The 25,512-nt window shown below is 43.1% G+C and carries 32 protein-coding genes and 5 pseudogenes; 34 read left to right on the forward strand and 3 right to left on the reverse strand.

Going from position 1 to position 25,512, the window contains the following annotated elements; translation table 11 throughout:
- Positions 1-742: 742 nt before the first annotated feature.
- Positions 743-2,032 carry an acetyl-CoA hydrolase/transferase family protein gene (locus tag IPJ86_09930; GenBank protein ID MBK7887588.1) on the reverse strand — a complete coding sequence of 430 codons (1,290 nt, stop codon included), beginning with the start codon at positions 2,030-2,032 and terminating at the stop codon, positions 743-745.
- Between the two features lie 74 nt (positions 2,033-2,106).
- Positions 2,107-3,888, reverse strand: coding sequence for a T9SS type A sorting domain-containing protein (locus tag IPJ86_09935; GenBank protein MBK7887589.1), 1,782 nt, complete (start codon positions 3,886-3,888; stop codon positions 2,107-2,109).
- Positions 3,889-4,213: 325 nt separating this feature from the next.
- On the opposite strand from IPJ86_09935, the pseudogene IPJ86_09940 reads away from it, so the two are divergent.
- The 33 genes and pseudogenes from IPJ86_09940 (at position 4,214) to rplQ (ending at position 22,664) form a co-directional block, all read left to right on the forward strand.
- Positions 4,214-4,619, forward strand: a pseudogene (locus IPJ86_09940) (30S ribosomal protein S12).
- Between the two features lie 41 nt (positions 4,620-4,660).
- Complete coding sequence (gene rpsG / locus IPJ86_09945; GenBank protein MBK7887590.1) at positions 4,661-5,128, forward strand: 30S ribosomal protein S7; 468 nt, start codon at positions 4,661-4,663, stop codon at positions 5,126-5,128.
- A gap of 41 nt (positions 5,129-5,169) precedes the next feature.
- Positions 5,170-7,308: an elongation factor G gene (gene fusA, locus IPJ86_09950; GenBank protein MBK7887591.1), complete on the forward strand. Its 2,139-nt coding sequence runs from the start codon at positions 5,170-5,172 to the stop codon at positions 7,306-7,308.
- 36 nt (positions 7,309-7,344) lie between these two features.
- The gene (gene rpsJ, locus IPJ86_09955; GenBank protein MBK7887592.1) at positions 7,345-7,650 is read left to right on the forward strand and encodes a 30S ribosomal protein S10; all 306 of its coding nucleotides are present in this window, start codon (positions 7,345-7,347) and stop codon (positions 7,648-7,650) included.
- 128 nt (positions 7,651-7,778) lie between these two features.
- Positions 7,779-8,395: pseudogene (gene rplC / locus IPJ86_09960) on the forward strand (50S ribosomal protein L3).
- 2 nt (positions 8,396-8,397) lie between these two features.
- Positions 8,398-9,027, forward strand: coding sequence for a 50S ribosomal protein L4 (gene rplD / locus IPJ86_09965; protein ID MBK7887593.1), 630 nt, complete (start codon positions 8,398-8,400; stop codon positions 9,025-9,027).
- A 106-nt stretch (positions 9,028-9,133) separates the two neighbouring features.
- On the forward strand, positions 9,134-9,424 hold the full coding sequence (gene rplW / locus IPJ86_09970; protein ID MBK7887594.1) for a 50S ribosomal protein L23: 291 nt from the start codon (positions 9,134-9,136) through the stop codon (positions 9,422-9,424).
- 21 nt (positions 9,425-9,445) lie between these two features.
- On the forward strand, positions 9,446-10,270 hold the full coding sequence (gene rplB / locus IPJ86_09975) for a 50S ribosomal protein L2 (protein ID MBK7887595.1): 825 nt from the start codon (positions 9,446-9,448) through the stop codon (positions 10,268-10,270).
- Between the two features lie 30 nt (positions 10,271-10,300).
- Entirely contained in the window at positions 10,301-10,579 is a 279-nt protein-coding gene (gene rpsS, locus IPJ86_09980) for a 30S ribosomal protein S19 (GenBank protein ID MBK7887596.1), read from the forward strand.
- A gap of 2 nt (positions 10,580-10,581) precedes the next feature.
- Positions 10,582-11,010, forward strand: coding sequence for a 50S ribosomal protein L22 (gene rplV / locus IPJ86_09985; protein ID MBK7887597.1), 429 nt, complete (start codon positions 10,582-10,584; stop codon positions 11,008-11,010).
- 10 nt (positions 11,011-11,020) lie between these two features.
- Positions 11,021-11,818 carry a 30S ribosomal protein S3 gene (gene rpsC, locus IPJ86_09990; GenBank protein MBK7887598.1) on the forward strand — a complete coding sequence of 266 codons (798 nt, stop codon included), beginning with the start codon at positions 11,021-11,023 and terminating at the stop codon, positions 11,816-11,818.
- Positions 11,819-11,858: 40 nt separating this feature from the next.
- Positions 11,859-12,278 (forward strand): 50S ribosomal protein L16, encoded by a 420-nt coding sequence (gene rplP, locus IPJ86_09995; GenBank protein ID MBK7887599.1) that lies wholly within the window; start codon positions 11,859-11,861, stop codon positions 12,276-12,278.
- Between the two features lie 15 nt (positions 12,279-12,293).
- Positions 12,294-12,503: a 50S ribosomal protein L29 gene (gene rpmC, locus IPJ86_10000; protein MBK7887600.1), complete on the forward strand. Its 210-nt coding sequence runs from the start codon at positions 12,294-12,296 to the stop codon at positions 12,501-12,503.
- Positions 12,504-12,505: 2 nt separating this feature from the next.
- Positions 12,506-12,763 (forward strand): 30S ribosomal protein S17, encoded by a 258-nt coding sequence (gene rpsQ, locus IPJ86_10005; protein MBK7887601.1) that lies wholly within the window; start codon positions 12,506-12,508, stop codon positions 12,761-12,763.
- A gap of 48 nt (positions 12,764-12,811) precedes the next feature.
- Complete coding sequence (rplN, locus tag IPJ86_10010; protein MBK7887602.1) at positions 12,812-13,180, forward strand: 50S ribosomal protein L14; 369 nt, start codon at positions 12,812-12,814, stop codon at positions 13,178-13,180.
- Between the two features lie 55 nt (positions 13,181-13,235).
- Complete coding sequence (gene rplX / locus IPJ86_10015) at positions 13,236-13,508, forward strand: 50S ribosomal protein L24 (protein MBK7887603.1); 273 nt, start codon at positions 13,236-13,238, stop codon at positions 13,506-13,508.
- A gap of 18 nt (positions 13,509-13,526) precedes the next feature.
- The gene (rplE, locus tag IPJ86_10020; GenBank protein MBK7887604.1) at positions 13,527-14,084 is read left to right on the forward strand and encodes a 50S ribosomal protein L5; all 558 of its coding nucleotides are present in this window, start codon (positions 13,527-13,529) and stop codon (positions 14,082-14,084) included.
- Between the two features lie 11 nt (positions 14,085-14,095).
- Positions 14,096-14,365 carry a 30S ribosomal protein S14 gene (rpsN, locus tag IPJ86_10025; protein ID MBK7887605.1) on the forward strand — a complete coding sequence of 90 codons (270 nt, stop codon included), beginning with the start codon at positions 14,096-14,098 and terminating at the stop codon, positions 14,363-14,365.
- A gap of 41 nt (positions 14,366-14,406) precedes the next feature.
- Positions 14,407-14,808 (forward strand): 30S ribosomal protein S8, encoded by a 402-nt coding sequence (gene rpsH / locus IPJ86_10030; GenBank protein MBK7887606.1) that lies wholly within the window; start codon positions 14,407-14,409, stop codon positions 14,806-14,808.
- A gap of 25 nt (positions 14,809-14,833) precedes the next feature.
- Complete coding sequence (rplF, locus tag IPJ86_10035) at positions 14,834-15,388, forward strand: 50S ribosomal protein L6 (protein MBK7887607.1); 555 nt, start codon at positions 14,834-14,836, stop codon at positions 15,386-15,388.
- 32 nt (positions 15,389-15,420) lie between these two features.
- Positions 15,421-15,774 carry a 50S ribosomal protein L18 gene (gene rplR, locus IPJ86_10040; GenBank protein MBK7887608.1) on the forward strand — a complete coding sequence of 118 codons (354 nt, stop codon included), beginning with the start codon at positions 15,421-15,423 and terminating at the stop codon, positions 15,772-15,774.
- A 27-nt stretch (positions 15,775-15,801) separates the two neighbouring features.
- A complete protein-coding gene (rpsE, locus tag IPJ86_10045; protein ID MBK7887609.1) occupies positions 15,802-16,317 on the forward strand; it encodes a 30S ribosomal protein S5 in 516 nt (171 codons plus the stop codon).
- Between the two features lie 23 nt (positions 16,318-16,340).
- Positions 16,341-16,517: a 50S ribosomal protein L30 gene (gene rpmD / locus IPJ86_10050; protein ID MBK7887610.1), complete on the forward strand. Its 177-nt coding sequence runs from the start codon at positions 16,341-16,343 to the stop codon at positions 16,515-16,517.
- Positions 16,518-16,550: 33 nt separating this feature from the next.
- Positions 16,551-16,999, forward strand: a pseudogene (gene rplO, locus IPJ86_10055) (50S ribosomal protein L15).
- A 9-nt stretch (positions 17,000-17,008) separates the two neighbouring features.
- The gene (secY, locus tag IPJ86_10060; protein MBK7887611.1) at positions 17,009-18,373 is read left to right on the forward strand and encodes a preprotein translocase subunit SecY; all 1,365 of its coding nucleotides are present in this window, start codon (positions 17,009-17,011) and stop codon (positions 18,371-18,373) included.
- A 20-nt stretch (positions 18,374-18,393) separates the two neighbouring features.
- Positions 18,394-19,214: pseudogene (gene map, locus IPJ86_10065) on the forward strand (type I methionyl aminopeptidase).
- A gap of 4 nt (positions 19,215-19,218) precedes the next feature.
- Positions 19,219-19,437: a translation initiation factor IF-1 gene (gene infA, locus IPJ86_10070; protein MBK7887612.1), complete on the forward strand. Its 219-nt coding sequence runs from the start codon at positions 19,219-19,221 to the stop codon at positions 19,435-19,437.
- 24 nt (positions 19,438-19,461) lie between these two features.
- Positions 19,462-19,578, forward strand: a complete 117-nt coding sequence (gene rpmJ, locus IPJ86_10075) for a 50S ribosomal protein L36 (protein MBK7887613.1) — start codon at positions 19,462-19,464, stop codon at positions 19,576-19,578.
- 36 nt (positions 19,579-19,614) lie between these two features.
- Positions 19,615-19,992 (forward strand): 30S ribosomal protein S13, encoded by a 378-nt coding sequence (gene rpsM / locus IPJ86_10080; protein MBK7887614.1) that lies wholly within the window; start codon positions 19,615-19,617, stop codon positions 19,990-19,992.
- A 30-nt stretch (positions 19,993-20,022) separates the two neighbouring features.
- Positions 20,023-20,412 (forward strand): 30S ribosomal protein S11, encoded by a 390-nt coding sequence (gene rpsK, locus IPJ86_10085; GenBank protein ID MBK7887615.1) that lies wholly within the window; start codon positions 20,023-20,025, stop codon positions 20,410-20,412.
- Positions 20,413-20,446: 34 nt separating this feature from the next.
- Positions 20,447-21,052 (forward strand): 30S ribosomal protein S4, encoded by a 606-nt coding sequence (gene rpsD, locus IPJ86_10090; protein ID MBK7887616.1) that lies wholly within the window; start codon positions 20,447-20,449, stop codon positions 21,050-21,052.
- An 84-nt stretch (positions 21,053-21,136) separates the two neighbouring features.
- A complete protein-coding gene (locus IPJ86_10095; GenBank protein ID MBK7887617.1) occupies positions 21,137-22,129 on the forward strand; it encodes a DNA-directed RNA polymerase subunit alpha in 993 nt (330 codons plus the stop codon).
- 53 nt (positions 22,130-22,182) lie between these two features.
- Positions 22,183-22,664: pseudogene (gene rplQ, locus IPJ86_10100) on the forward strand (50S ribosomal protein L17).
- Between the two features lie 512 nt (positions 22,665-23,176).
- On the opposite strand, the gene IPJ86_10105 reads toward rplQ, so the two are convergent.
- A complete protein-coding gene (locus IPJ86_10105) occupies positions 23,177-24,658 on the reverse strand; it encodes a T9SS type A sorting domain-containing protein (protein MBK7887618.1) in 1,482 nt (493 codons plus the stop codon).
- Positions 24,659-24,841: 183 nt separating this feature from the next.
- Between IPJ86_10105 and IPJ86_10110 the strand changes: the two genes are divergently transcribed.
- Positions 24,842-25,336, forward strand: coding sequence for a DUF1905 domain-containing protein (locus tag IPJ86_10110; protein ID MBK7887619.1), 495 nt, complete (start codon positions 24,842-24,844; stop codon positions 25,334-25,336).
- Positions 25,337-25,512 lie beyond the last annotated feature (176 nt).

A 25,512-nucleotide genomic window follows, 5' to 3' on the forward strand; every position in this document is an offset into this window, starting at 1 on the left:
TCCCATGGCGAACAGCCATCAAGGCATCGAATGCAGGAAGATTATTTAACATTACATTTTTTTGGATGACAAGCGCTGTGTTTGCGGTGGAAAGTAAAGTCCATAAGGACCACTAGCGGTAACACCTGCTGAAAAAATATAAAGCAAGGAATCATTGCTTGGGTTTGGAATAATTATACGATCGTGATACCATCCTCCACCAACAACCCACTTCCATTGCTCATTACACTATCATATTTATTAACTAATACATTATTTAAGGGAAAAATATTGTTTAACAAAAGAAATACGAAATTAAACCACTACTATCCGAGATAGTGGATGAAGAGCCTCTCATCTTCATTACTGACTTGAAATTTGTAGGTTGACTAATGAAGTGAATTCCTGCACTATCCCGAACACCAAGGTATTAACTGGCGAATACCTTCCCACCCCCAACAACCGCAGTCATCAACAACAAAGCGCAAAAGAATTTTTTCATCACAATAAAATTACGGAAAAACATTGAAATAGCAGGCAAATAATAAAATTCTGATGGGCCGCAGATTTGTTAGGATTATTATGATTTGTTATGGTAAACCCTTGCGTACCCTGCGTATTCCTAGCGTCTTTGCGGTTAACCTAAGTCATTATCACCATTAAGACCCAAAGCCGGAAGCCGGAAGCAAAATTGCTATTGCTACCGCAATCTCTACTCATCTAAAATTTAATAATCTTAGACGAAACACTTTCAAAAGTGTAATTAGATAACTCTAAATCTTTCATGAAACGCTCTCTCCAACATCTCCCGATCCTCAGGATGGGCAATAGCAATTAACTCCTTTGCCCGTTGTCGCAGGTTTTTTCCGAAAAGGTAGGCAATACCATATTCCGTCACTACATAATGCACATGTGCTCTGGTCGTAACAACACCCGCCCCTTGTTTGAGGAAGGGGGTGATTCTCGGAATTCCCTTTCCGGTTCTCGAGGTAAGTGCGATGATGGGCTTCCCGCCTTTTGATAATGCTGCTCCACGCATAAAATCCATTTGTCCACCTACACCGGAAAACTGATAGGTGCCGATAGAGTCACTGCAGACTTGTCCGGTGAGATCAATTTCAATACAACTGTTGATAGCAACAACAGATGGATTTTCCCGGATTACTTTGGTTTCATTCACGTAGTCGATATCAAGGAAGGCGAAGGAAGGATTGTCATCGATATAACGGTACAACTTTTCGGAGCCGATGCAAAAGCCGGTGACGGTCTTTCCGGGATGTTTTCGTTTGTATTCATTGTTGATGGTACCATTTTCAATTAAGGGAATGATGCCATCTGAAAACATCTCGGTATGTACGCCCAGATTTTTATGATTGGTGAGTGCATGCAGTACAGCATCCGGAATACTACCAATCCCCATTTGTAAAGTGCTTTTATCTTCTATGAGTCCGGCAATATGATTACCGATCGCCTTTTCTTCCGGAGAGAGAACTTCCGCCATCTTTGACTCATGCAAGGGAGCTTCATGGAATACCATGGCGGCAAACCGCGAGACATGTACCATACCATCTCCATGTGTCCGGGGCATGCGCGGATTCACTTGTGCGATGATTTTTTTAGCGGTGTTGACAGCTGAACGCGCGATATCTACCGAAGTGCCGAGAGAGCAATAACCATGTTCGTCCGGAACGGATACATGTACAATTGCAACATCGATGGGTAAAATATTGTTTTTGAAAAGTTCGGGAATCTCACTCAGGAAAACCGGGACATAATCACCTCTCCCGTCATGAATTGCCTCACGAATCGGTGCTGAGACAAAGAGGGAATTGATTTTGAAATTACTTTTAAACTCAGGTCGGGCAGGAGCAAAATCTCCCAATACACTGATAAATACCAGTTCAACGTCTGAAAGATCAGAAGCTCTTTCTGTTAGTTTGTCTATTAAATAGGTAGGTGTGGCCGCACTGCCATGAATGAAGACACGTTGCCCGGATTGAATATGTCGAAGTGCAATTTCAGCGGAAGAATAGACAGGAGTAGGAGGGGTCATATTTTATAGGGAAGGAAACTAATGTTCCCGCCGCAAAAATAGGACTTAATTCACTCTGCAGACCCCGGTGAATGTTAGTTAAGAATTAAATTTTGTTCGAGCATCCCTGCTTTTCCATTGATGCTGATGTTGTAAATGCCTTTCTTTAAATCATCAAGCTGAAGCATCAGGTGTTCGTTTTCATTATTGATAACAATTGGAAACTGTTTCGCCAACCGTCCGGTAACATCATAGATGCGTATAAGATTTGAACCCGTTGGCACATTTCTCAACAATACATTTACAACACCATTCGTCATTCCGGGGTTTGGGAAAATAGTAAAACTGCTTTCGTTTGAAACTATTTCCTGTTGCCCTGATAATACCCTGTTCACCGGATTGGAGAGCATGGAGCAACCGGATGAAGTGGTAGCAACGATGGTATAGATACCGTTTTGCAAAGGTGTATAAATGGTGTCCGTTGCACCTGGAATTGGAACACCGTTGAGATACCATTGAATGGATACACCGGGGTAGCTCACGGCAAGACTATTTCCTACTGCATATACTTCAGGACCGGTTACAAATACATTTAAACTTTTAATACTTATACCATGAGCCGGACAAAAATTATCATCCATCCTGAATATAAATTGAAAGTTTCGTTGATATTGCAGACATCCATTATAAAAACCTGCATGTGCACAGGACGTTGGCCAGGTTAAACTTTCAGTTAACTGTTGTGGTGAGGAAAACGGGGTAGGATTGGAAAGTACTGCGCAGGGAGGAACTAAACAACCAGTCGTATAAGAAGTATCACCAAGACCTAATTCCATTCCCATAGCCTCTACCGTTATCACCTGAGGAGTCCCACCGGCTGCTACAGGTAGTAATTCGAAATCAGAAGCTGTGAAAGAATAAAAGAATGTGTCACCCGCCAATAGGGTAAAAGTTTCGACAGCAGGTGCAGGAGTCATATCAGGTGCTGTATTATAAACATTTGGTGAAGATGAGACTAAACAATTTGAAAGCAGTGCAATTTGTACTTCTCTGAAAATTTCAGCAACCAATTGTCCACATTTATAAGAAGAGACTTTTGTAACGGTCACAAAAGCACCCTGGGTATAAGATAAGAAGGAAATGATTCCCTGTGCAGTATCAAGGGTTGCGGGTATGTTTAGCGGATTTTGGGCAGTACCGGGCAAAGGAGACTGGAAGGAATATCCCGGAGAATAAGGGTAGGGAGTACCCGGAAACCCGTTTCCATCCAAAGGGACTCCCCAACTATAAGTAAGAGAATCAATATCGGGGTCAAACGCTGCATGATTATAACTCAATGGTGAATTGGTACATAATCCGATAGTAGGTGGTTCAGCAAAAGCCGGGGAGTTATCAAAACAGGGGCTCGTATTTTGACCTGAAAAAGGATACATGATCGCTCTTAAAGTAAACCATCCGCTTCCTGGGCTTAAATTGGCAATAACCGCGTTTCTGCAACAGTCGGTATAACTGAAATACCAACCGCCTGCAGGAGGAGTACCATTTAATTGAATGGGGGCTGATTCATAAATAAATTCTTCAACAGAATTGGCCAGTCCCATTGGAATTGAGCAACTTGCACATCCTATCCCTTGAGGCGAAATGTCAGTTTGGCTAATTAGTGAGCATAGAATAGAAGTTACCGGACTATTTGATTGAAGAATCATTCCACCGGGACCATTTACACCGTTACAGTCTCTGTATAGTTTTGCCTGAAAGATGAAAGCCCCGTTTCCATCACACCTCCAGGTGATCTCGCCACCCATTAAGTGACTGCCAAAAAGTATTGAAGGTAAACAAGTTAAAGTGATGGCAAAGAGTCTGAAGAGGTGTTTCATGTTTTTAAAATTTGAGGTTATCGGTGGTTAATGGTGTAAATGTTCAAAAAATGGCTGAACGTATTTTTTTTAAAATTAATGTTAAGTTTTTAACTGCTTGTCATAGAACCAGGATAAATCATAAGTAATTGAAATTAAGCGAGATTATTTTTTAATAGTATCGGTTTTACATGATTTTGGATGGCCTAGAAATAGCGTTAATCACTTGTTTCATAAATATTTTGAAAAACATCTTGCTTAAATCAATTTCTTGGTTAACTTTGCACTCCCTTTTTAGGGGTATAGTGTATCTAAATCACTGATCCAGAATCGTAAAAAATTAAGAATGCCAACAATTCAACAGTTAGTACGTAAGGGACGCGAGGCGCTGGTCGATAAAAGTAAATCACCTGCACTGACTTCTTGTCCGCAACGCCGCGGTGTTTGCACACGTGTGTACACCACTACTCCAAAGAAGCCGAATTCAGCGATGCGGAAGGTGGCTCGTGTACGTTTAACCAACAAATTCGAAGTGACTGCTTATATTCCGGGAGAAGGTCATAATCTTCAGGAACATAGTATTGTAATGATTCGCGGCGGAAGGGTGAAAGATCTTCCGGGTGTTCGTTACCATATTATACGTAGGCGCTTTGGATACTTCCGGTGTAGATGGTCGTAACCAACGTCGTTCAAAATATGGAACCAAGCGTCCGAAACCGGGTGCTGCTCCTGCAACAAAAGGTAAAAAATAATTGAATTAATAATAAAGACTCAGACAATAGCATTCTGATCCATGAGGAAGACTAAACCAAAGAAGAGACCAATATTACCGGATCCAAAGTTCAACGATCCACTCGTAACACGTTTTGTGAACATGCTCATGTACTCCGGTAAAAAAGGTACAGGATTTAAATTGTTCTACGATGCGTTGGATAAAGTAGAAGCACGTACTAAAGAAAGCGGACTGGAGCAATGGCGCACAGCATTGAATAATGTAATGCCTGCTGTAGAAGTAAAAAGCCGTCGTGTAGGTGGTGCTACTTTCCAGATTCCTTCAGAAGTACGTCCTGATCGTAAAATATCAGTAGGTATCAAATGGATGATTCTTTATTCCCGTAAGCGTAACGAAAAGAGTATGGCGGATAAATTGGCCGGTGAAATTATCGCTGCTGCTAAAGGTGAAGGTGCTGCTGTGAAGAAGAAGGATGATACGCACCGTATGGCGGATGCAAATAAAGCTTTCTCACACTTTCGCGTTTAATAAATTAAGATAAAATTAAAGAGTAATATCATCAAGAGAAGATGTCACAGGAAGTAAAAGATTTAAGATTTGTGCGAAATATCGGAATCGCAGCGCATATCGATGCCGGTAAAACGACAACGACAGAGCGTATTTTGTATTATACCGGTGTTAATCACAAAATAGGAGAGGTGCATGATGGTGCTGCTACCATGGATTGGATGGTGCAGGAGCAGGAGCGTGGTATAACAATTACTTCTGCTGCAACAACCGCTTTCTGGACATACAGAAAAAACAATTACAAACTGAATATCATTGATACTCCCGGTCACGTGGATTTCACTGTTGAGGTGAATCGTTCTTTACGTGTATTGGATGGTCTGGTGTTTCTTTTTTCTTCAGTAGATGGTGTGGAGCCTCAGTCGGAGACGAACTGGCGCCTCGCCAATAACTATAATGTGACCCGTATTGGTTTTGTGAATAAAATGGATCGTGCCGGTGCTGACTTCCTGAACGTAGTACGTCAGGTGCGTGAAGTATTAGGTGGTAACGCACTTCCCCTTCAGTTGCCGATTGGTGCGGAAGAGACTTTTAAAGGTGTGGTTGATCTGGTGAACTTCCGTGGAATTGTATGGAATGAGCACGATCAGGGTATGACCTTTCAAGAGGTGCCTATTCCTGCAGATATGCTCGAAGAAGCCACTGAATACCGTGTGAAATTGCTGGAGGCTTGTGCTGAATTTGATGATAAGATCATGGAGAAGTATTTCGAAGATCCGGCATCAATTACAGAATCGGAGATTTTAACAGCTTTGCGTCAGGCTTGCGTTGCAAATAAAGTGGTGCCGATGCTTTGTGGTTCCGCTTTCAAGAACAAAGGTGTTCAAACGATGTTGGATTATGTGATGGAATTAATGCCATCACCAATGGATAAGAATAATATTACAGGAACGAATCCTGATACCGGTGAAGAGGTAACACGTCGTCCGGATGTAAAGGAGCCTTTTACTGCGCTTGCATTTAAAATCGCTACCGATCCTTTCGTAGGACGTCTCGCTTATTTCCGTTGCTATGCAGGTAAACTGGATGCGGGTTCGTATGTACTGAATACACGTTCAGGAAATAAAGAGCGTATCTCCCGTTTGTTCCAGATGCATGCCAACAAGCAAAACCAGATCCCTTCTATTGAAGCGGGTGATATCGGTGCTGCAGTTGGATTTAAAGATATTAAGACCGGAGATACCCTCTGCTCAGAAGATCATCCTATCGTACTCGAAGCCATGAATTTCCCGGAGCCGGTAATCGGACTCGCCATCGAGCCTAAAACGCAGGCCGACATGGATAAATTGGGTGTTGCTTTAGGTAAATTGGCGGAAGAAGATCCAACGTTCAGAGTGAAATCGGATGAAGATAGCGGACAAACTATCATCAGTGGTATGGGTGAATTACACCTGGAGATCATTGTTGATCGTCTGCGTCGTGAGTTTAAAGTAGAAGTGAACAAGGGTGCTCCTCAGGTGAACTATAAAGAAGCAATCACAGGTACTTACGAGCACCGTGAAGTATATAAGAAGCAAACAGGTGGTCGCGGTAAGTTCGCCGATATCAAGTTTTTCATTTCTCCTTCCGATGCGGATTTTGAGCCAACAGATAAAAATGGCGGATTACAATTCGTGAATGAAATTACAGGTGGTAATATTCCACGTGAATTTATCCCTGCAGTGGAGAAAGGATTCAGAGCAGCTATGGTGAATGGTGTTCTTGCCGGTTATCAGATGCAAACGATGAAGATTCGTCTGATAGATGGTTCTTATCACAACGTTGACTCCGATTCGCTCTCCTTTGAGATTTGTGCCCGTACTGCATTCCGTGAGTCATTGCCAAAAGCAAAACCAATCCTCCTCGAACCCATCATGAAGCTGGAAGTGATTACACCAGAGCAGAACATGGGTGATGTTGTAGGTGACCTTAACCGTCGCCGTGGACAAATGGAAGGAATGGATTCCCGTGCAGGTGCTCAGGTCGTGAAAGCGAAGGTGCCACTTTCGGAAATGTTTGGTTATGTAACTGCGTTGCGTACTATTACTTCCGGACGTGCTTCTTCTACCATGGAATTCTCTCATTTTGCTGAAGCACCCCGTGCTATCGCTGAAGAAGTGATTGCAAAAGCAAAAGGTAAAGCAGCAGCTGAAAAAGTTTAAGTCAACAAAAGAAAGTCACAACTTCGTTCTTATAAAATGAGCCAAAGAATCAGAATTAAATTAAAGTCTTACGATTTCAATCTCGTGGATAAATCTGCTGAGAAAATCGTAAAGACCGTGAAACCTACAGGTGCAATCGTCAGTGGTCCAATTCCACTGCCAACCGAAAAGAAAATTTACACGGTTCTTCGCTCCCCGCACGTTAACAAAAAGGCGCGCGAGCAGTTCCAGTTATGTTCTTACAAGCGTCTCCTGGACATCTACAGCTCAACAGCAAAAACAGTAGATGCCCTGATGAAACTTGAACTTCCCAGTGGAGTGGAAGTAGAAATCAAAGTTTAGGGATAACCGGAAGAGTACAACAACGTTCTTTACATCCTATCCGAATTAAAAAAAGAAAAAGCAGGTAAGTTCATCTTGCCTTGTAAACATATCATTATTTAGTCCAAAACAACTAAACCCTAGTTAAGATGGCGAGTATCATCGGAAAAAAAGTCGGCATGACCAGCATCTTCGATGCAGACGGGAAAAACATCCCCTGCACCGTAGTTGAAGCCGGCCCTTGTGTAGTAACTCAAGTGAAGACGGTCGAAAAAGACGGCTACAGTGCCGTTCAACTTGCCTTTGGCGAGAAGAAAGAAAAAATACGCCTCAGCCTATGCTGGGACATTTTAAGAAAGCAGGTACAACACCGAAGCGCAGGCTTTTGGAGTTCCGTGACTTTGAGCAGGAATTTCAAATCGGCGATTTGGTGAAGTGTGACCTGTTTCAGGAAGGCGACTTTTGTGATGTCGTAGGTACTTCTAAAGGTAAAGGTTTTCAGGGGGTTGTTAAACGTCACAATTTTGGTGGAGTTGGCGGACAAACCCACGGTCAGCATGATCGTCAGCGTGCTCCAGGTTCACTCGGTGCTTCTTCATGGCCTTCAAGGGTTATGAAAGGAATGCGCATGGGCGGCCATCAGGGAGATGAGCGCGTTAAATTGCAAAATCTTAAAATAGTAAGAGTTCTGCCGGAGCAAAATCTGCTGCTGATAAAAGGAGCAATCCCCGGTCATAAAGGTTCATTTGTAACGGTGACGAAATAATCATGGAAGTATCAGTTTATAATATCTCAGGTAAGGAAACAGGACGCAAGGCGTCTTTGAATGACCAGGTCTTTGGAGCTGTTCCGAATGACCACGCCATCTATCTTGATGTGAAGCAATTCCTCGCGAATAAGCGTCAGGGAACGCATAAATCTAAGGAACGCAATGAAGTTTCAGGTACTACGAAGAAGCTGAAGCGTCAGAAAGGTACCGGTGGTGCTCGTGCCGGATCTATGAAAAGCCCGGTGTTCGTTGGTGGAGGTCGTATTTTCGGACCACGTCCCCGCGATTATTCCTTCTCTCTTAATAAGAAGCTGAAGCGTTTGGCGCGTATTTCTGCACTTTCTCATAAGGCAAAAGGAAATAGTATTATGGTGCTTGAAGATTTCAATTTTGACCAGCCACGAACTAAACAAATGGCTGATTTGGTAAAAAATCTGCAGGTAGCCGATAAAAAACCCTTATTGGTTCTCCCTCAATCGAATAAAAATGTATATTTGTCGTCCCGAAATTTGGAGCGCAGTAAAGTCGTAACAGCCAGTGATTTAAATACTTACGATATTGTACACGCCACAAACATCATTGTAACGGAGAGCTCGCTTCCGGTGATCGAAAGCACATTGCTCAAGTAATAAACAGCCCGGTTGAAAAAAAGTCCGGTAAAACGGACAGACTTCCTGTCGGGTTGATCCTCTAAAATAAATTAAGTGCATAGGCACGATAAACCTATAGAGTAACATGGAAATTCTGAAGAAGCCAGTAGTAACAGAAAAAATGAACCGGATTACCGAGAAACAACCTCGATACGGTTTCATTGTGGATAGAAAATCGAACAAGCTGGAGATAAAAAAGGCTGTTGAAGCGATGTATGGTGTTAACGTAGAATCTGTTAATACTATGATTTATCGTGGTAAAACCAAGACACGCGGAACCAAAACAGGATTCGTTAGCGGTCAGCGCCCTAATATCAAAAAGGCAATCGTTACCCTTAAGAAAGGTGAATCAATTGATTTCTTCAGTAATATCTAATTAAGACAAGAGCAAAGAGCAATGGGTATTAAGAAAATACGTCCGATGACACCGGGTCAGCGCCACCTGACAAGGAACGACTATTCAGAGATTACAGCAAGTGAGCCTGAAAAGTCATTGATCGTTTCAATGAAGCGTAGTGGTGGTCGTAACAATACCGGTAAAATGACTATGCGCTATATGGGCGGTGGTCATCGTAAACTTTACCGTATCATAGATTTCAAGCGTGATAAATTCGATATCCCTGCAGTAGTAGAGACGATTGAATACGATCCAAACCGTACTTCTTTCATCGCTCTGGTAAAATATACCGATGGTGAGAAAAGATACATTATAGCGCCTAATGGAATTAAAGTAGGTCAGAACATTATTTCAGGACCAACTGCAGCACCGGAAGTAGGAAATGCAATGACATTGAAAGATGTGCCATTGGGTACAACTGTTCATAATATTGAATTGCGTCCGGGTCAGGGTGCAAAGATTGCCCGTAGCGCAGGATCATATGCGCAGCTGGCAGCTCGTGAAGACCGTTATGCGATTCTTAAAATGCCTTCAGGGGAAACCAGAAAAGTATTGGTGACCTGCATGGCAACCATAGGTTCAGTATCAAATGCTGATCACGATAAGCAAAGTAAAGGTAAAGCAGGAAGAAACCGTTGGATCGGTATTCGTCCAAGAGTACGCGGAGTAGCGATGAATCCTGTAGATCACCCGATGGGTGGTGGTGAAGGACGCGCCTCAGGTGGACATCCACGTTCACGTAAGGGCCTCATTGCAAAAGGTTATAAAACACGTAAAAAGAGCAATCCGACGAACAAGTACATTCTCGAACGTCGTAAGAAATAATTGTTAAAAGGATTCTGAAGAATATAAAACATGAGTCGTTCGCTTAAAAAAGGGCCCTTCATCGATTACAAGCTTGAGCAAAGAGTGCTTGAGATGAATGATGGCAAAAAGAAAGCTACTATTAAAACATGGTCGCGCAGATCGATGATATCACCTGATTTCGTTGGTAACACTTTCGCAGTACATAACGGGAATAAATTTATTCCGGTATACGTGACTGAGAATATGGTTGGACACAAACTCGGAGAATTTGCTCCCACCCGTACTTTCAGAGGGCATTCCGGTAACAAAGACAAAGGATCTAAATAATCATGGGAGCCAGAAAACGTAACGTCGCCACAGCGCGCAAAGCTGCACTCAAGAGTGTTGCATACGCTAAACTGAATGATTGTCCGACCTCACCTCGCAAGATGCGACTGGTAGCTGACATGATCCGTGGAAAAAGGGTAGACATGGCCTTGGCTATGCTTCGCCTGAGTACCAAGGAAGCAGCCGGAAGGTTGGAAAAACTATTGCTGTCGGCTTTGTCCAACTGGCAATTGAAAAATGAAAGCTTGAAAATAGAGGAGCAGGAACTAGTAGTGAAGTCAGTGAATGTTGACGCAGGACGTCAGTTGAAACGTCTTCGCCCGGCCCCGCAAGGACGCGGTCACCGTATCCGCAAGCGTTCAAACCATATTACACTTATAGTGGACAACAAAAACGCTTTTGTTGCTGCTGAAAATAATACTGCTAATTAAGCAAAGAAGAATGGGACAAAAAGCTAACCCGATTGGTAATCGTTTAGGTATCATCCGCGGATGGGATTCTAACTGGTATGGAGGAAGAAATTATGCCGACAGACTGGTGGAAGACGAAAAAATCCGCAAGTATCTTCTCGCCCGACTGGCAAAAGGCGGAGTATCGCGTATTGTTATCGAGCGTACATTGAAATTAATCACCGTAACTGTTCACACTGCACGTCCGGGTATTGTTATCGGAAAAGGCGGTGCTGAAGTAGATAAGTTGAAGGAAGAAGTAAAGAAGCTTACCAAGAAGGATGTTCAGATTAACATCTATGAAATCAAACGTCCGGAACTGGATGCACAGTTAGTAGCAGATGGTATCGCACGTCAGTTGGAAGCGAGGATTTCTTTCCGTCGTGCCATGAAGCAATCTGTTGCTTCTACCATGAGAATGGGTGCTGAAGGAATTAAAATTATTTGTGCAGGTCGCTTAGGTGGTGCAGAGATCGCACGTTCTGAGCAGTACAAAGAAGGACGTGTTCCATTGCATACTTTCCGTGCTGATATCGATTATGCCTTGTCAGAAGCATTAACAACTTACGGAATCATTGGAATTAAAGTTTGGATATGCAAAGGCGAAGTTTACGGAAAGCGTGACTTAGCTCCGAATATTGGAATAGCAAGCACACCAAAAGGCGGAAAAGAGCGCAGTGAGCGTTCTGATCGCAACGATCGCGGTGACAGAGGTGGTGACCGTGGCGGAAGAGGCGGACGTGGTGGTAGCGGAGGCGGCGGTGGTCGCGGTAAATCACCAAGAGGTTAATACTAATTTAAAGACGAATACTAGATAAAGTAGCTGAATCATGTTACAGCCTAAAAAAACCAAGTTCCGGAAACAACATATGATGGTTTCGAGTGGCAGTGCCACCAGAGGTACCTCATTGGCCTTCGGAACTTTTGGAATAAAATCACTGGAGACGTGTTGGATTACATCCCGTCAGATAGAAGCAGCTCGTGTAGCGGTAACCCGTTACATGAAACGTGAAGGACAGATTTGGATCCGCATATTCCCTGACAAACCTATCACCAGAAAGCCTTTAGAGGTACGTATGGGTAAAGGTAAAGGAGCCCCCGAATATTGGGTAGCCACCGTGAAACCCGGAACCGTCATCTTCGAAGCAGAAGGTGTACCAATGACCATTGCTAAGGAAGCTTTGCGTCTCGCAGCTCAAAAATTGCCGGTAACGACACGATTCGTTGTGCGTCCGGATTATCAAGAATAATATTAAATATTTGCCATGAAACAGTCCATCGTTAAGGACCTTACAACGGATGAAGTCCGTGAAAAGATGAGAGATGAGCGTGCCAGCTACACTAAGATGAAGATGGCGCATGCAGTATCTCCTGTCGAAAACCCTATGAAGCTTCGTGCTTCCCGTCGTGCGATTGCGCGTCTCGAAACCGAGCTTCGTAAACGTTTGACTCAAACCCCAGCTGCAGAAAAATAATCATGGAAGAAAGAGGTCTAAGAAAAGAGCGTATCGGTTTAGTGACCGGTACAAAAATGAATAAGTCGATCGTGGTTTCAGTAGAAGCCAGAGAGAAGCACCCGATGTATGGTAAGTTCATCAAGATCACCAAGAAGTTTATGGCGCATGATGAAAAGAACGAATGCGGAGTGGGTGATACAGTGAAAATAATGGAAACACGACCATTGAGTAAGCTGAAACGCTGGCGCATGGTTGAGATTATTGAAAAAGCGAAATAATCTGTATCCTTCCTGAAAGGGGAGAACACAATCCAGTAACGATATAAAATGATACAGCAAGAGTCAAGGCTCATAGTAGCCGATAACAGCGGTGCCAAAGAGGTACTTTGCATTCGTGTGCTTGGAGGAACAGGCAAACGCTATGCTTCCCTGGGTGATAAAATTGTAGTGACCGTAAAAAATGCACTTCCTTCCGGTAACGTGAAGAAAGGTACGGTATCAAAAGCCGTAGTAGTGCGAGTGAATAAAGAAGTACGTCGTGATGACGGATCCTACATTCGCTTCGATGATAATGCGGTAGTGTTATTGAATAACCAGGATGAATTACGTGGCACCCGTATTTTCGGACCCGTAGCACGTGAATTGCGTGAAAAACAATTTATGAAAATTGTATCCTTAGCCCCGGAGGTGCTCTAAGAAATGGAACGTAAAAAATAAACAACAGAAACTCCATGTCCGCAAAGGTGACCTCGTGAAGGTGATCAGTGGAGATTCAAAAGGTCAGCAAGGTAAAGTACTTGAAGTAATTCCTGCCGATCAGAGAGCGATCGTTGAAAAAGTGAATATGATCACCAAGCATACCCGCCCTAATGCGCAAAATTCGCAGGGAGGAATTATCAAGCAGGAAGCTCCTGTGCGTATTTCCAAACTGATGGTGATCGATCCGGCAACCGGAAAGCCCGGTAGAGTAGGCCGCCGTCTGGAAGATGGGAAACTCGTTCGTTATATAAAAACTAAGAAATAACAGGGGAGGGAAAAAGATATGAATTACGAACCACGCCTGAAAACGAAATACCGCACCGAGATGGTTAAATCTCTGCGTGATAAGTTTCAATATAAGAGTGTAATGCAGGTACCTCGTCTGACTAAAATTTGTATCAACCAGGGTCTGGGTGATGCAGTGTCAGATAAGAAGATTATTGAATCTGCTATCAGTGAAATGTCAACCATTACAGGACAAAAGGCAGTATCTACCAAGTCCCGTAAAGATATTTCGAACTTTAAATTGCGTGCCGGTGTTCCAATCGGTGCAAGAGTGACTTTGCGCGGCGACAGAATGTATGAATTCTTAGACAGACTGATTGCAGTTGCCTTGCCTCGTATCCGTGATTTCCGCGGTGTGAATGATAAAGGCTTTGATGGACGTGGGAATTATACACTCGGTGTCACTGAACAAATCATTTTCCCTGAAATCGACATTGACAAGGTGAATAAAATTCAAGGTATGGATATCACCTTCGTGACTACTGCAGAGAAAGACAACGAAGCCCTGGAATTATTAAAAGAATTTGGTATTCCTTTTAAGAATCAAACAAAATAATCTGACGAACGATGTCAAAAGAATCGATCAAAGCGCGTGAGTTAAAGCGCATCCGTATGGTAGAAAAGTATGCTGAAAAGCGGAAGGAGTTAAAGGCAGCCGGAGATGTTGTTGGCTTGCAAAAACTACCAAAGAATTCTTGCCCAGTACGTGTAAGAAACCGCTGTAAGCTTACCGGTCGTCCTCGTGGTTATATCCGTCAGTTCGGAATCTCCCGTGTGATGTTCAGAAAACTTGCACTGGAAGGAAAAATTGCCGGGGTAACAAAAGCAAGTTGGTAATCCTCACGTTTAATCATTATTTAAAAAGAATTAATTAGTCCATGTATACCGATCCAATAGCAGATTACTTAACCCGTATCAGAAATGCGGTAAAAGCAAATCACCGTGTAGTGGAAGTACCTGCATCGAACATGAAAAAGGAGATGACAAAGATCCTTTTCGATAAAGGTTTTATTTCAAATTATAAGTTTGAAGATTCGGATAATAAACAAGGTAATATCAAAATTGCTTTGAAATATAACGCCGTTACTAAACTGCCCGCTATCTCAGCCATCCGCCGGATTTCAAAACCCGGTCTGCGTAAGTATGTGAAAGCTGATCGTATTCCAAGAGTTATTAATGGTCTTGGTATTGCGATTGTTTCTACTTCTCACGGCTTGATGACCGATAAAGAAGCTCGTCAGATGAATGTTGGTGGAGAAGTCATCTGTTTCGTTTATTAATAGTTAAATAAATTACGACGATAAAATGTCACGCGTAGGAAAAAACCCGATCAATATACCCAGTGGGGTGCAGATTAATGTAAATGGCCGTGAGGTTTCTGTTAAAGGACCTAAAGGCACACTTACTCAGGATGTAGATGATGGAATCAGTGTTGCCATAGAAGGAACTCAGGTAGTACTGAGCCGTGCAACTGAACAAAAGCGTCATCGTGCCCTGCATGGTTTGTACCGTGCCCTCATCAACAATATGGTGGTGGGAGTTTCAACCGGATTTAAAGTAGAGCAAGAACTGGTGGGTGTAGGTTACCGTGCCACGAACCAGGGAAATATGCTGGATATGGTGTTGGGGTATTCTCATCACGTGGTATTCGAATTGCCTTCTGAAATTAAAGTGGCTACCCGTCAGGATAAAGGACAGAATCCGATCATCACCCTCGAAAGTCACGATAAGCAATTGTTAGGTCAGGTGGCTGCTAAAATTCGCTCCCTGAGAACTCCTGAACCATACAAAGGAAAAGGAATCAAGTTTGTGGGTGAACAATTACGCAGAAAAGCCGGTAAGTCCGCTTCTAAGAAATAATATTAATTAACCGAATAAGTACACGGTTTATCATTCAAGAACAAAAATTAATCCGCCGCTCTAAAATACGTCACCGTATTCGTAAAGCAATAAAAGGAACTGCTGAACGTCCACGACTTTCTGTGTTCCGTAGTAATAAAGCCATCTATGCACAGGTGATTGATGATGTGAAAGGTCTTACGATCGTAGCAGCTTCTTCACGTGAAAGTGGAGTGGATGTAAAAACAAATAAAGTAGATCAGGCGGTGACTGTCGGTAAAATTCTGGCAGAGAAAGCGAAGGCTGCGGGTATTTCTTCCGTAGTATTTGACCGTGGTGGTTACCTCTATCATGGACGAGTAAAAGCATTGGCTGATGGTGCCCGTGAAGCAGGATTACAATTTTAATACGAACAGATAGTTACGATATATCAAATGATTCAGAACAGTAAACGCGTTAAGTCAACCGATACAGAACTACACGATAAACTCGTGGCAGTAAATCGTGTTACCAAAGTGACCAAGGGCGGTCGCGCTTTTGGATTCGCTGCCATCGTGGTAGTTGGAGATGAAAAAGGTGTGGTAGGCCATGGACTTGGTAAAGCGAAAGAAGTAACCGACGCAGTGACGAAAGCCATTGACGACGCCAAGAAAAACCTGGTTCGTATTCCTTTGAGAAAAGGTACCGTGCCGCATGAACAGGATGGAAAGTTTGGTGGTGCACGTGTGTTCCTCAAGCCTGCCGCTCCCGGAACCGGAGTAATCGCCGGTGGTGCGATGCGTTCAGTGTTAGAGAGTGTAGGTATTACAGATGTATTGGCAAAATCGAAAGGTTCTTCCAATCCTCATAATGTGGTGAAAGCAACTATTGATGCATTATTGAAAATGCGCGATGCACGTGCTGTAGCACTACAAAGAAATGTTGATTTAAGTAAAGTATTTAACGGATAATTTCCACCAGTAGCACGCGAGTCATGGCAAAGTTTACAATCACACAGGTAAAGAGCGGAATCGACCGTTCAGAAGTTCAGAAACGTACGCTGAAAGCGCTCGGTCTGACCATGCATAAAACAATAGAAGTAGAAGCGACTCCTCAGATAAAAGGAATGGTAGCTAAAGTTCAGCACCTCGTTCGCGTAGTAGAGAATTAATTATCCATCTGAAAAAGAGAAACAATACAGATTATGGATTTGAGCAATCTTAAGCCGGCAAAAGGTTCAACGAAGAACCGGAAACGCATAGCACGTGGATCGGGTTCCGGTCATGGTGGTACTTCCACCCGTGGTCATAAAGGCGCTGGTTCACGCAGCGGTAACAGCCGAAAGATAGGTTTTGAAGGTGGTCAGATGCCCCTGCAACGCCCGTCTTCCTAAATTCGGTTTTAAAAATATTAACCGTGTAGAATACGCAGGCATCAACCTCGATACTCTTCAGCGTTTAGCCGAAGAACATAGTATCAGCAATTTTGATAAGCAGGTGTTCATCGAGCGCGGACTTATATCAAAAAATGAACTTGTTGAAAATTCTCGGTCGTGGCGAGTTAACAGCAAAAGTGGATGTAAAAGCGAATGCCTTCTCCGCTTCTGCAAAAGCCGCAATCGAAAAAGTGGGTGGTACAACAGCAACCCTCTAATAAGAGCTTATGAAGAACTTCATACAGACATTACAAAATATCTTTAAAATAGAGGACCTGCGTTCCAGGATCCTGAATACACTCTTGTTCCTGCTGGTGTATCGCCTCGCAGCACATGTGGTGTTGCCGGGTATTGATCCTACTCAGCTCGCAGGGTTACGTGCTCAGACAGAAGGCGGAATTTTAGGTCTGCTGGATGCTTTCTCCGGTGGTGCCTTCTCTCAGGCTTCTGTAGTAGCATTGGGAATTATGCCTTACATCTCTGCATCTATCGTGGTGCAGTTGTTGGGTATCGCGGTTCCTTACTTCCAGAAACTTCAAAAGGAAGGTGAAAGCGGAAGAAAGAAACTCAATCAGATTACACGTATTCTTACCGTTATCGTGGTGATTTTCCAGGCTCCGGGTTATTTAATTAATTTGAAAACTCAGGCTCCGGGTGCAATTATCGCGTATTCCAATCCTGAAATTATCTCTCCGGCATTCTTCATGTTTACCTCTACTTTGATTATTGTGGCGGGTACATTGTTTATCATGTGGCTGGGTGAGCGTATCACTGAAAAAGGTATTGGAAACGGTATTTCATTGATCATTATGACCGGTATTATTGCACGACTTCCCTTCGCATTGCGTGATGAATTCTTATCACGACTGAATGATCAGGGTGGTGGTCTGGTAATATTCCTGATTGAAATGGTGGCATTGTTTGCTGTTGTGGTCTCTGTGATACTTCTCGTTCAAGGCACCCGAAAGATTCCGGTGCAGTTTGCAAAGAAGATTGTTGGAAATAAACAATACGGTGGAGTGCGTCAATATATTCCTCTCAAAGTAAATGCAGCAGGTGTAATGCCGATCGTATTTGCTCAGGCGATTATGTTTATTCCCGCTTATGTGGCGCAGTTCTTCCCGGAATCCGCTTCATGGCAAGGCTTTGCATCTAATATTACTGACTTCACATCTCCGCTTTACAATATTGTATTTGCGGTGCTGATTATACTCTTCACGTATTTCTATACGGCTATCGCTGTCAATCCAAGTCAGATGGCAGATGATATGAAGAAAAATGGTGGATTTATTCCCGGCGTTAAACCCGGACGTAAAACATCTGAATTTATCGATGACGTGATGTCAAAGATTACTTTACCCGGGTCCTTCTTCCTGGCGTTTGTGGCGATCATGCCCACGTTTGCGAATCTGGCCGGTGTAAATTCAAATTTCGCTCAATTCTATGGTGGTACTTCCCTGCTGATTCTCGTCGGTGTTGTACTGGATACCTTACAGCAAATAGAAAGTCATCTGCTCATGCGTCATTACGACGGGTTGATGAAGTCCGGCCGGATTAAAGGTCGTTCTGCTGCGATAGGTGCCACAGCCTAGTTTGAGTTAAAGGGGATAAGATGAGCGGAAGTACAATAGTGTACAAAACACAAGAGCAGATTGAGCTTATCCGAAAGAGTTCTTTACTTGTTGGCAAGACATTGGCAGAAGTTGCACGCCACCTCAAACCTGGAATAACCACCCTTGAGCTGGATACCATCGCTGAGAAATTCATCCTCGCAAATGGTGCTGTTCCTACCTTTAAAAATTATCATGGATACAAGCATACGCTTTGTATTTCGGTAAATGAAGAAGTAGTGCATGGCATTCCGGGAAAAAGAGTGATCAATGATGGAGATGTAGTTTCAATTGATTGTGGCGCATTCATGAATGGCTTCCACGGAGATTCGGCTTATACCTTTCCCGTTGGAGTAGTGAGTGAAGAAGTGCTTCGTCTACTCAGAGTAACCAAAACTTCCTTGTACAAAGGAATTGCGAAAGCGAGAAACGGTAACCGGGTAGGTGATATCAGTGCTGCAATACAGCAATATGCAGAAGATGCAGGATATGGTGTCGTGAGAGAATTGGTGGGACATGGAGTAGGTGCAGAACTGCACGAAAAACCTGAAGTCGCCAATTACGGGAAGAAAGGTTCTGGCCCTTTGCTTAAAGCGGGGATGACTATCGCAATTGAGCCCATGATCAATATGGGAACAAGGCAAATCCGGCAACTGAGTGACGGGTGGACAATCACCACTGGGACAAGAAACCGGCAGCACACTTCGAGCATACCATCGCCATTACAGAAGGAGAACCTGATATCCTGAGTTCATTCAATGACATTGAACTTGCCATCGCAGAAAATAGTTACATAACAGAAAAAATAGCAACACTCGCCTGATCTAATGTCGAAACAACCGGCCATCGAACAAGACGGTACGATTACAGAAGCCCTCTCTAACGCGACATTCCGTGTGGAGTTGGAGAACGGACATGAAATCATCGCGCATATCTCCGGAAAAATGAGAATGCATTACATTAAAATTCTTCCGGGTGATAAGGTGAAAGTAGAGATGTCGCCATATGATCTTACCAAAGGACGAATAACGTACCGCTATAAATAAACCTTCAACGGGAAAAATATTAAAATGAAAGTTCGCCCATCTCTCAAAAAGCGCAGCGCAGAATGTAAAATTGTGCGTAGAAAAGGCCGCTTGTATGTGATCAACAAAAAGAATCCACGCTTTAAAATGCGTCAGGGATAATCTTTATTAATTTAACAATAGAAATTACGTCAGATAATGGCTCGTATATCTGGTATTGATTTACCAAAAAATAAAAGAGGTGAGATAGGTCTCACTTACATCTTTGGCATAGGAAAGACCTCTGCTCAGAAGATCCTGACTGAAGCCAATGTAAATTGGAATAAGAAAGTTCATGAATGGGATGATGATGATCTGAATAAGATCCGCTCTATCATCAATGAGTCCTTCAAAGTAGAAGGTGCTCTTCGTTCAGAAACGCAGTTGAACATTAAACGCCTGATGGATATCGGCAGTTACCGTGGTATCCGTCATCGTGTAGGTTTGCCTGTTCGCGGTCAGCGTACTAAGAACAATTGTCGCACTCGTAAGGGTAAGCGTAAGACAGTTGCGAACAAAAAGAAAGTAACTAAATAATTTAACAGATTAATACATCCGTTCTGAACAATGGCTAAACAAACTAAAGCCGTAAAGAAGAGAGTAGTAAAAGTGGAAGCAGCCGGCGAGGCCCACATCAATGCTACTTTCAATAATATTATTATCAGCCTTACCAATACTACCGGTCAGGTGATCTCCTGGGCTTCTGCAGGTAAAATGGGTTTTCGTGGTTCTAAAAAGAACACGCCCTATGCTGCCCAGTTGGCCGCTGCTGACTGTACTAAAGTAGCCTACGAGGCAGGACTGCGTAAAGTAAAGGTTTTTGTAAAAGGACCCGGTTCAGGTCGTGAATCTGCCATTCGTACGATTCATAACTCAGGTGTTGAGGTAACTGAAATAGTAGATATCACACCAATTCCTCACAATGGCTGCCGTCCTCCAAAGCGTCGCCGCATTTAATCATTAGCATAAATAGAAAAGTCTAAATAATACAATGGCAAGATACATAGGCCCCAAGACCAGAATCTCCCGTAAGTTTCGCGAGCCGATATATGGTCCTGATAAAAATTTCGAAAAGCGCAGTTATCCTCCGGGGCAACATGGCAACAGTAAGAAACGTGCAAAGGTTTCTGAGTACTCTACTCAATTGATGGAGAAGCAAAAGGTGAAGTACATGTACGGCATCCTCGAGCGCCAGTTCGCTAAAATTTTCGACCGTGCTTCCCGCATGGAAGGAATAACAGGGGAGAATCTTTTAAAATTGATCGAATCACGCCTGGATAATGTAGTGTATCGTTTAGGATTGGCTGCGAGCCGTTCCGGTGCACGTCAGTTGGTATCTCACCGCCACGTTACAGTGAATGGTAAATTAGTGAATATTCCTTCTTATACATTGCGCGCAGGTGATGTCATCGCAGTTCGTGAGAAATCTAAATCTCTCGAGACTATCAATGATGCACTGGCCTCAAGAATGGGTAAATACAGTTGGTTGGAGTGGGATGGAAGTAAGATGGCCGGAAAGTTCATTAATCCTCCTGCCCGTGAAGAACTGACTGAGAATATTAAAGAGCAACTCATCGTCGAGTTATACTCTAAGTAATTCCTGATGGAAGGGGTTGCGGTACCCTCAACAACTGCACTTACAATAATTGAATATTAGAAACTATAAACACAAAGAAGACACATGGCGATATTAGCTTTTCAGCGACCGGACAAAGTGATTATGAATCATTCGACCGAAACATTTGGTCAGTTCGAATTCCGTCCACTCGAGCCCGGGTATGGAATTACGGTCGGAAATGCATTGCGCAGGATACTGCTCAGTTCGTTAGAAGGCTTTGCCATCACTTCCGTGAAATTATCCGGAGTTGATCACGAGTTCTCTACGATTAAGGGTGTTATTGAAGATGTAACTGAAATAATTCTTAACCTGAAGCAGGTGAGATTTAAGCAGCAGATAGAAGGTACCGATTCTGAACAGGTACATGTGATGATCAATGGTAAGGCAACTTTCACAGCAGGTGATATCGCAAAACATACCACGGCCTTTCAGGTGTTGAATCCGGAGTTCGTGATTTGCAATATGGATCCTTCAGTGAAGTTACAGATGGATATTACGATCGATAAAGGTCGCGGTTATGTTCCTTCTGAGGAAAATAAAACCAATGCGGCACCTATCGGAACTATATTTCTGGATGCGATCTATACGCCTATCCGAAATGTAAAATATTTCATAGAGAACTATCGTGTAGAACAGAAAACTGACTATGAGAAATTAGTAGTGGAAATTACCTCCGACGGTTCTGTTCATCCAAAAGATGCATTGAAAGATGCAGCTGAAATCCTGATTCATCATTTTATGTTGTTTAGTGATGAAAAGATCACTCTTGAGTCAAAACCAAAGCAGGTGACTGAAGAGTTGGATGAGACTACGCTGCACATGCGTCAGATGTTAAAGACGAAATTGGTGGATATGGACCTTAGTGTTCGTGCATTGAACTGCCTGAAAGCAGCTGATGTGGAAACACTCGGTGACCTGGTGAGCTTCACCAAAGCGGATCTCCTTAAGTTTCGCAACTTCGGTAAAAAATCATTGACAGAATTAGAAGAACTTGTTCGTAGTAAGAACCTGAGCTTCGGTATGAATATCGCTAAGTACGGTATTGATAAGGATTAATTAAATTAAAATTTAACGCGTTCAGCGAACGATTATATTAACACGAATACAAAATGCGTCACGGTAAAAGAATAACCACCTCGGTCGTAAAGAGGCACATAGATACTCCCTCTTGAGTAACCTTGCAATATCATTAATTACACATAAGCGAATCTTCACTACTGTTGCCAAAGCAAAAGCCTTGCGCACATATGTGGAGCCATTGCTCACGAAATCAAAGGATGATTCTACCCATTCTCGTCGTGTAGTGTTTTCCTATCTCCAAAGTAAGGATGCCGTAACGGAATTGTTCCGCGAGGTGAGTCAGAAGATTGCTGATCGTCCGGGTGGATATACCCGTATCATTAAAGTAGGTAACCGTCCCGGTGATGCTGCTGAAATGGCGATGATTGAATTGGTTGATTTCAATGCTAACCTCCAGAAGGAAAAAGGTGGCAAGAAAGCTGCAGCCAAAACAACCCGTCGTAGTCGTGCAAAGAAAACAACTGCAAAAGCAGGCGGTACAGATGAAGCAAAAGGCGATACTGCTGAATAGTATTCATTCAATCTATAAAAAGAGAGAGGCGAACAATTTGTTCGCCTCTCTCTTTTTATAGATATTCTTTCTAACTTACTTAACATCGCTGGGAGGAACTCACTGTTAACCGGGGGGGGGGGCCCCCCCCCCCCGGGGGGGGGGGGGGGGGGGGGCGGGGGGGGGGGGGGGGGGCGCGGTACGGAGGAGCTCGCTGCTCACCGGAGGAACGCCTTACGGGAGGACGCTCCCTTCACTCGCTGGATGGACCCCTCGCTTCGCTCACTTGGAGGAACGTCGCTTCGCTCACCGGGAGGTTCTCTCTGGGAGGATCGTTCCTCGCGGAGGAGCGCCGGGGACTGGGAGGATAATTCGCTGCGCTCACTTGGAACAAACCTTAAACCTCAAACTTTAACCTTAAACTTTAAACCTTAAACCTCAAACTTTAACCTTAAACTTTAAACCTTAAACCTTTAACCTTAAACTTTAAACCTTAAACCTTAAACTTTAAACTTTAAACCTTAAACTCTTTTTTACTGAATGACAAATCTTTTCGTCACCAAAGCTTTTCCATCATTGATACGTAAGAAGTAAATTCCCGAAGGTTGATTGGTATAATCAAGAGGAAGAGTGTATTGCTCGGAATCAGAATTGATATCAATTTTATCAATTATAGTCCCGAGGATATTAACAATCTCAAGATTGTAATTAGAGTTAGCCTTTCCTAATAGTTCAAGACTGAAAATGCCGGAGTTTGGATTGGGAACTATGTTTAAGTCGAAGCTGAGTTCACCATCGGGAAGTTCAATGCCGTCCTCTTCACGGAGTGATGAGGTGGTGAATTGTTTTAATGAGCCCCAGCCGGAAACAAAATTACCAGAACTGTCGCACTTTGCTTTTACTTGCCAATCATACGAGGTGCCGGCTAATAAATTGTTTAACTGATAAGCATTGGTTTTGCCCGAGTTGACAATGGTCCAGGTTAAAACAGAAGATTTACGGTACCTCACCTGATGAGTGTTTACACAGCTGCCTTTTTTCCAGGTGAGTTTTGCAGCCGTAGCGGTGATATTTCGCGCTTGACGGTTGCCTGGAGCGGAACAAGTGGTGGATTCGTTGCAGTTTTGAATTAACGTTACAGCGTTGTCATTCGACAATAAACTTTGCATAGCGTACCAGGATGTGCAATTGTTTTTCAATCGATAATCAAAATAAGGAAGCAGATATTTTGTAACGAGTGATTGTTGAACCGTGCGACTAATGGTAGGTCCGGGTGAACAAGTTGATTCTCCAAATGAACAATTGAAATTAGAATTGGCAAACTGACAATGACTTCCGCCAATTAGATTGATGAAACTCTTGCAATCCGCACCGGCGCTATTGTAAATTAACTGACTATGTTGTCCGGCAGGAGTCACGCAGTCATTGCCACCCGCGAAAACCAATGTTGGGATAGTAATGTTCTGTGCTGCCGAGGATGCTGCAGGATTGGTTTCGGCGGGCGCTAAGCCTACGACAGTGGTTATAGCTGAATTGTATTGGATAGCAAGAAAAGATGCGCCTCCGCCCATGGAATGCCCCATTACAGCAGATTTGGCGGAAACTTTATTAAAGAACAAGTTCCCGGAGCTGCTACCCGAATTACGCAAAGCGGTCACAACAAAAGCCAGATCCTTTCCGAAATTAGTATGGTTGGGTAGAATTCCACCTTCCGTTTTGGGTAATGCAACAATATATCCTGCCGGAACCAATGCTGACCAGATATTTTGGTAAGCTGACACGGTCATCACGAAACCATGACCGAAAACAATTACCGGAAACTTTTCTCCATTGCTGCCTGCAACAGAAGAGTTGCTGCCAGGTGAAACGGCCGGATAGTATATGTCGGTTTCTATGGCTCTGTTCCCACGTGAAGGATCAGTAAAGGTAACAGTGGTGTTTCCGATGGCAAAGGGCTGTGCTTGCAGGAAATGAGAACAGCTCAGTAATGCGATAATTAGTAGGAGTCTTTTCATTTTATTCGATGTATATAATCTCTTAACAGTTGGAGAGAGATTTTGTTTGATTCTCCATCTCTGTAGACCGGGTAGGTCCGGAATTAAATGGGTTTAATCCCTATGTAATCCATAATAAGCAATATACAACAAACAAAGTTGCAAAATAGAAATATTTCTTAATTTTCATCTTTAATCAGGGCCATGAATGAACTAAAACCACTTATCGACAAGAAAATTCTACTCGAGAAGTACCCCGGGAAAGGGGGCTGGACATATGGACGGATTCCGGAAATTAAAAAAGGCAAAGACACCCCATTTGGTTGGGTGAAAGTGCGCGGTTCAATTGATGGGTATGAAATTAAAAAATATCATTTAATGCCGATGGGGAATGGAATGCTGTTTATTCCGGTGAAAGCATCTATTCGCAAAGCAATAAATAAAGGCGCGGGTGATTATGTCCATATCGTTCTTTACCCAGACCATGAGCCATTGGATATTCCGGAGGAGATGCTTCTTTGTTTGGAGGATGAACCGGAGGCACTTCAATTTTACAATACACTGTCGGATAGCGAAAAAAAATATTACATCGACTGGGTGTATTCAGCAAAAAAAGAAGAAACAAAAATCAATAGATTGGCCGCAACAGTAAATCGGTTGGCTCAAAAATTAAAACGCTTCGATCCGGGAAAAGTGTAGGATAATAGGATGTAATTTGCCTGTAAAAAGATAGGATCTCGCAATGTCTGAAATAACCATTTTACTACAACAAATATCAAAAAAAGCCCTTCCATTTAAGAAGAGCTTTCGTAATCCGTACTTAATTAATCGTCTCTGAAAATTCGTATATTTCGTAATTCGTAATTCGTATATTT

The organism is Bacteroidota bacterium (assembly GCA_016713925.1).
GTDB lineage: Bacteria > Bacteroidota > Bacteroidia > AKYH767-A > OLB10 > JAJTFW01.

What these genes read in the sequence shown, in the direction of transcription:
- IPJ86_09930 (MBK7887588.1), bottom strand. Translation starts at nt 2,032, where the DNA reads ATGACCCCTCCTACTCCTGTCTATTCTTCCGCTGAAATTGCACTTCGA.
- IPJ86_09935 (MBK7887589.1), bottom strand. Translation starts at nt 3,888, where the DNA reads ATGAAACACCTCTTCAGACTCTTTGCCATCACTTTAACTTGTTTACCT.
- rpsG (MBK7887590.1), top strand. Translation starts at nt 4,661, where the DNA reads ATGAGGAAGACTAAACCAAAGAAGAGACCAATATTACCGGATCCAAAG.
- fusA (MBK7887591.1), top strand. Translation starts at nt 5,170, where the DNA reads ATGTCACAGGAAGTAAAAGATTTAAGATTTGTGCGAAATATCGGAATC.
- rpsJ (MBK7887592.1), top strand. Translation starts at nt 7,345, where the DNA reads ATGAGCCAAAGAATCAGAATTAAATTAAAGTCTTACGATTTCAATCTC.
- rplD (MBK7887593.1), top strand. Translation starts at nt 8,398, where the DNA reads ATGGAAGTATCAGTTTATAATATCTCAGGTAAGGAAACAGGACGCAAG.
- rplW (MBK7887594.1), top strand. Translation starts at nt 9,134, where the DNA reads ATGGAAATTCTGAAGAAGCCAGTAGTAACAGAAAAAATGAACCGGATT.
- rplB (MBK7887595.1), top strand. Translation starts at nt 9,446, where the DNA reads ATGGGTATTAAGAAAATACGTCCGATGACACCGGGTCAGCGCCACCTG.
- rpsS (MBK7887596.1), top strand. Translation starts at nt 10,301, where the DNA reads ATGAGTCGTTCGCTTAAAAAAGGGCCCTTCATCGATTACAAGCTTGAG.
- rplV (MBK7887597.1), top strand. Translation starts at nt 10,582, where the DNA reads ATGGGAGCCAGAAAACGTAACGTCGCCACAGCGCGCAAAGCTGCACTC.
- rpsC (MBK7887598.1), top strand. Translation starts at nt 11,021, where the DNA reads ATGGGACAAAAAGCTAACCCGATTGGTAATCGTTTAGGTATCATCCGC.
- rplP (MBK7887599.1), top strand. Translation starts at nt 11,859, where the DNA reads ATGTTACAGCCTAAAAAAACCAAGTTCCGGAAACAACATATGATGGTT.
- rpmC (MBK7887600.1), top strand. Translation starts at nt 12,294, where the DNA reads ATGAAACAGTCCATCGTTAAGGACCTTACAACGGATGAAGTCCGTGAA.
- rpsQ (MBK7887601.1), top strand. Translation starts at nt 12,506, where the DNA reads ATGGAAGAAAGAGGTCTAAGAAAAGAGCGTATCGGTTTAGTGACCGGT.
- rplN (MBK7887602.1), top strand. Translation starts at nt 12,812, where the DNA reads ATGATACAGCAAGAGTCAAGGCTCATAGTAGCCGATAACAGCGGTGCC.
- rplE (MBK7887604.1), top strand. Translation starts at nt 13,527, where the DNA reads ATGAATTACGAACCACGCCTGAAAACGAAATACCGCACCGAGATGGTT.
- rpsN (MBK7887605.1), top strand. Translation starts at nt 14,096, where the DNA reads ATGTCAAAAGAATCGATCAAAGCGCGTGAGTTAAAGCGCATCCGTATG.
- rpsH (MBK7887606.1), top strand. Translation starts at nt 14,407, where the DNA reads ATGTATACCGATCCAATAGCAGATTACTTAACCCGTATCAGAAATGCG.
- rplF (MBK7887607.1), top strand. Translation starts at nt 14,834, where the DNA reads ATGTCACGCGTAGGAAAAAACCCGATCAATATACCCAGTGGGGTGCAG.
- rpsE (MBK7887609.1), top strand. Translation starts at nt 15,802, where the DNA reads ATGATTCAGAACAGTAAACGCGTTAAGTCAACCGATACAGAACTACAC.
- rpmD (MBK7887610.1), top strand. Translation starts at nt 16,341, where the DNA reads ATGGCAAAGTTTACAATCACACAGGTAAAGAGCGGAATCGACCGTTCA.
- secY (MBK7887611.1), top strand. Translation starts at nt 17,009, where the DNA reads ATGAAGAACTTCATACAGACATTACAAAATATCTTTAAAATAGAGGAC.
- infA (MBK7887612.1), top strand. Translation starts at nt 19,219, where the DNA reads ATGTCGAAACAACCGGCCATCGAACAAGACGGTACGATTACAGAAGCC.
- rpmJ (MBK7887613.1), top strand. Translation starts at nt 19,462, where the DNA reads ATGAAAGTTCGCCCATCTCTCAAAAAGCGCAGCGCAGAATGTAAAATT.
- rpsM (MBK7887614.1), top strand. Translation starts at nt 19,615, where the DNA reads ATGGCTCGTATATCTGGTATTGATTTACCAAAAAATAAAAGAGGTGAG.
- rpsK (MBK7887615.1), top strand. Translation starts at nt 20,023, where the DNA reads ATGGCTAAACAAACTAAAGCCGTAAAGAAGAGAGTAGTAAAAGTGGAA.
- rpsD (MBK7887616.1), top strand. Translation starts at nt 20,447, where the DNA reads ATGGCAAGATACATAGGCCCCAAGACCAGAATCTCCCGTAAGTTTCGC.
- IPJ86_10095 (MBK7887617.1), top strand. Translation starts at nt 21,137, where the DNA reads ATGGCGATATTAGCTTTTCAGCGACCGGACAAAGTGATTATGAATCAT.
- IPJ86_10105 (MBK7887618.1), bottom strand. Translation starts at nt 24,658, where the DNA reads ATGAAAAGACTCCTACTAATTATCGCATTACTGAGCTGTTCTCATTTC.
- IPJ86_10110 (MBK7887619.1), top strand. Translation starts at nt 24,842, where the DNA reads ATGAATGAACTAAAACCACTTATCGACAAGAAAATTCTACTCGAGAAG.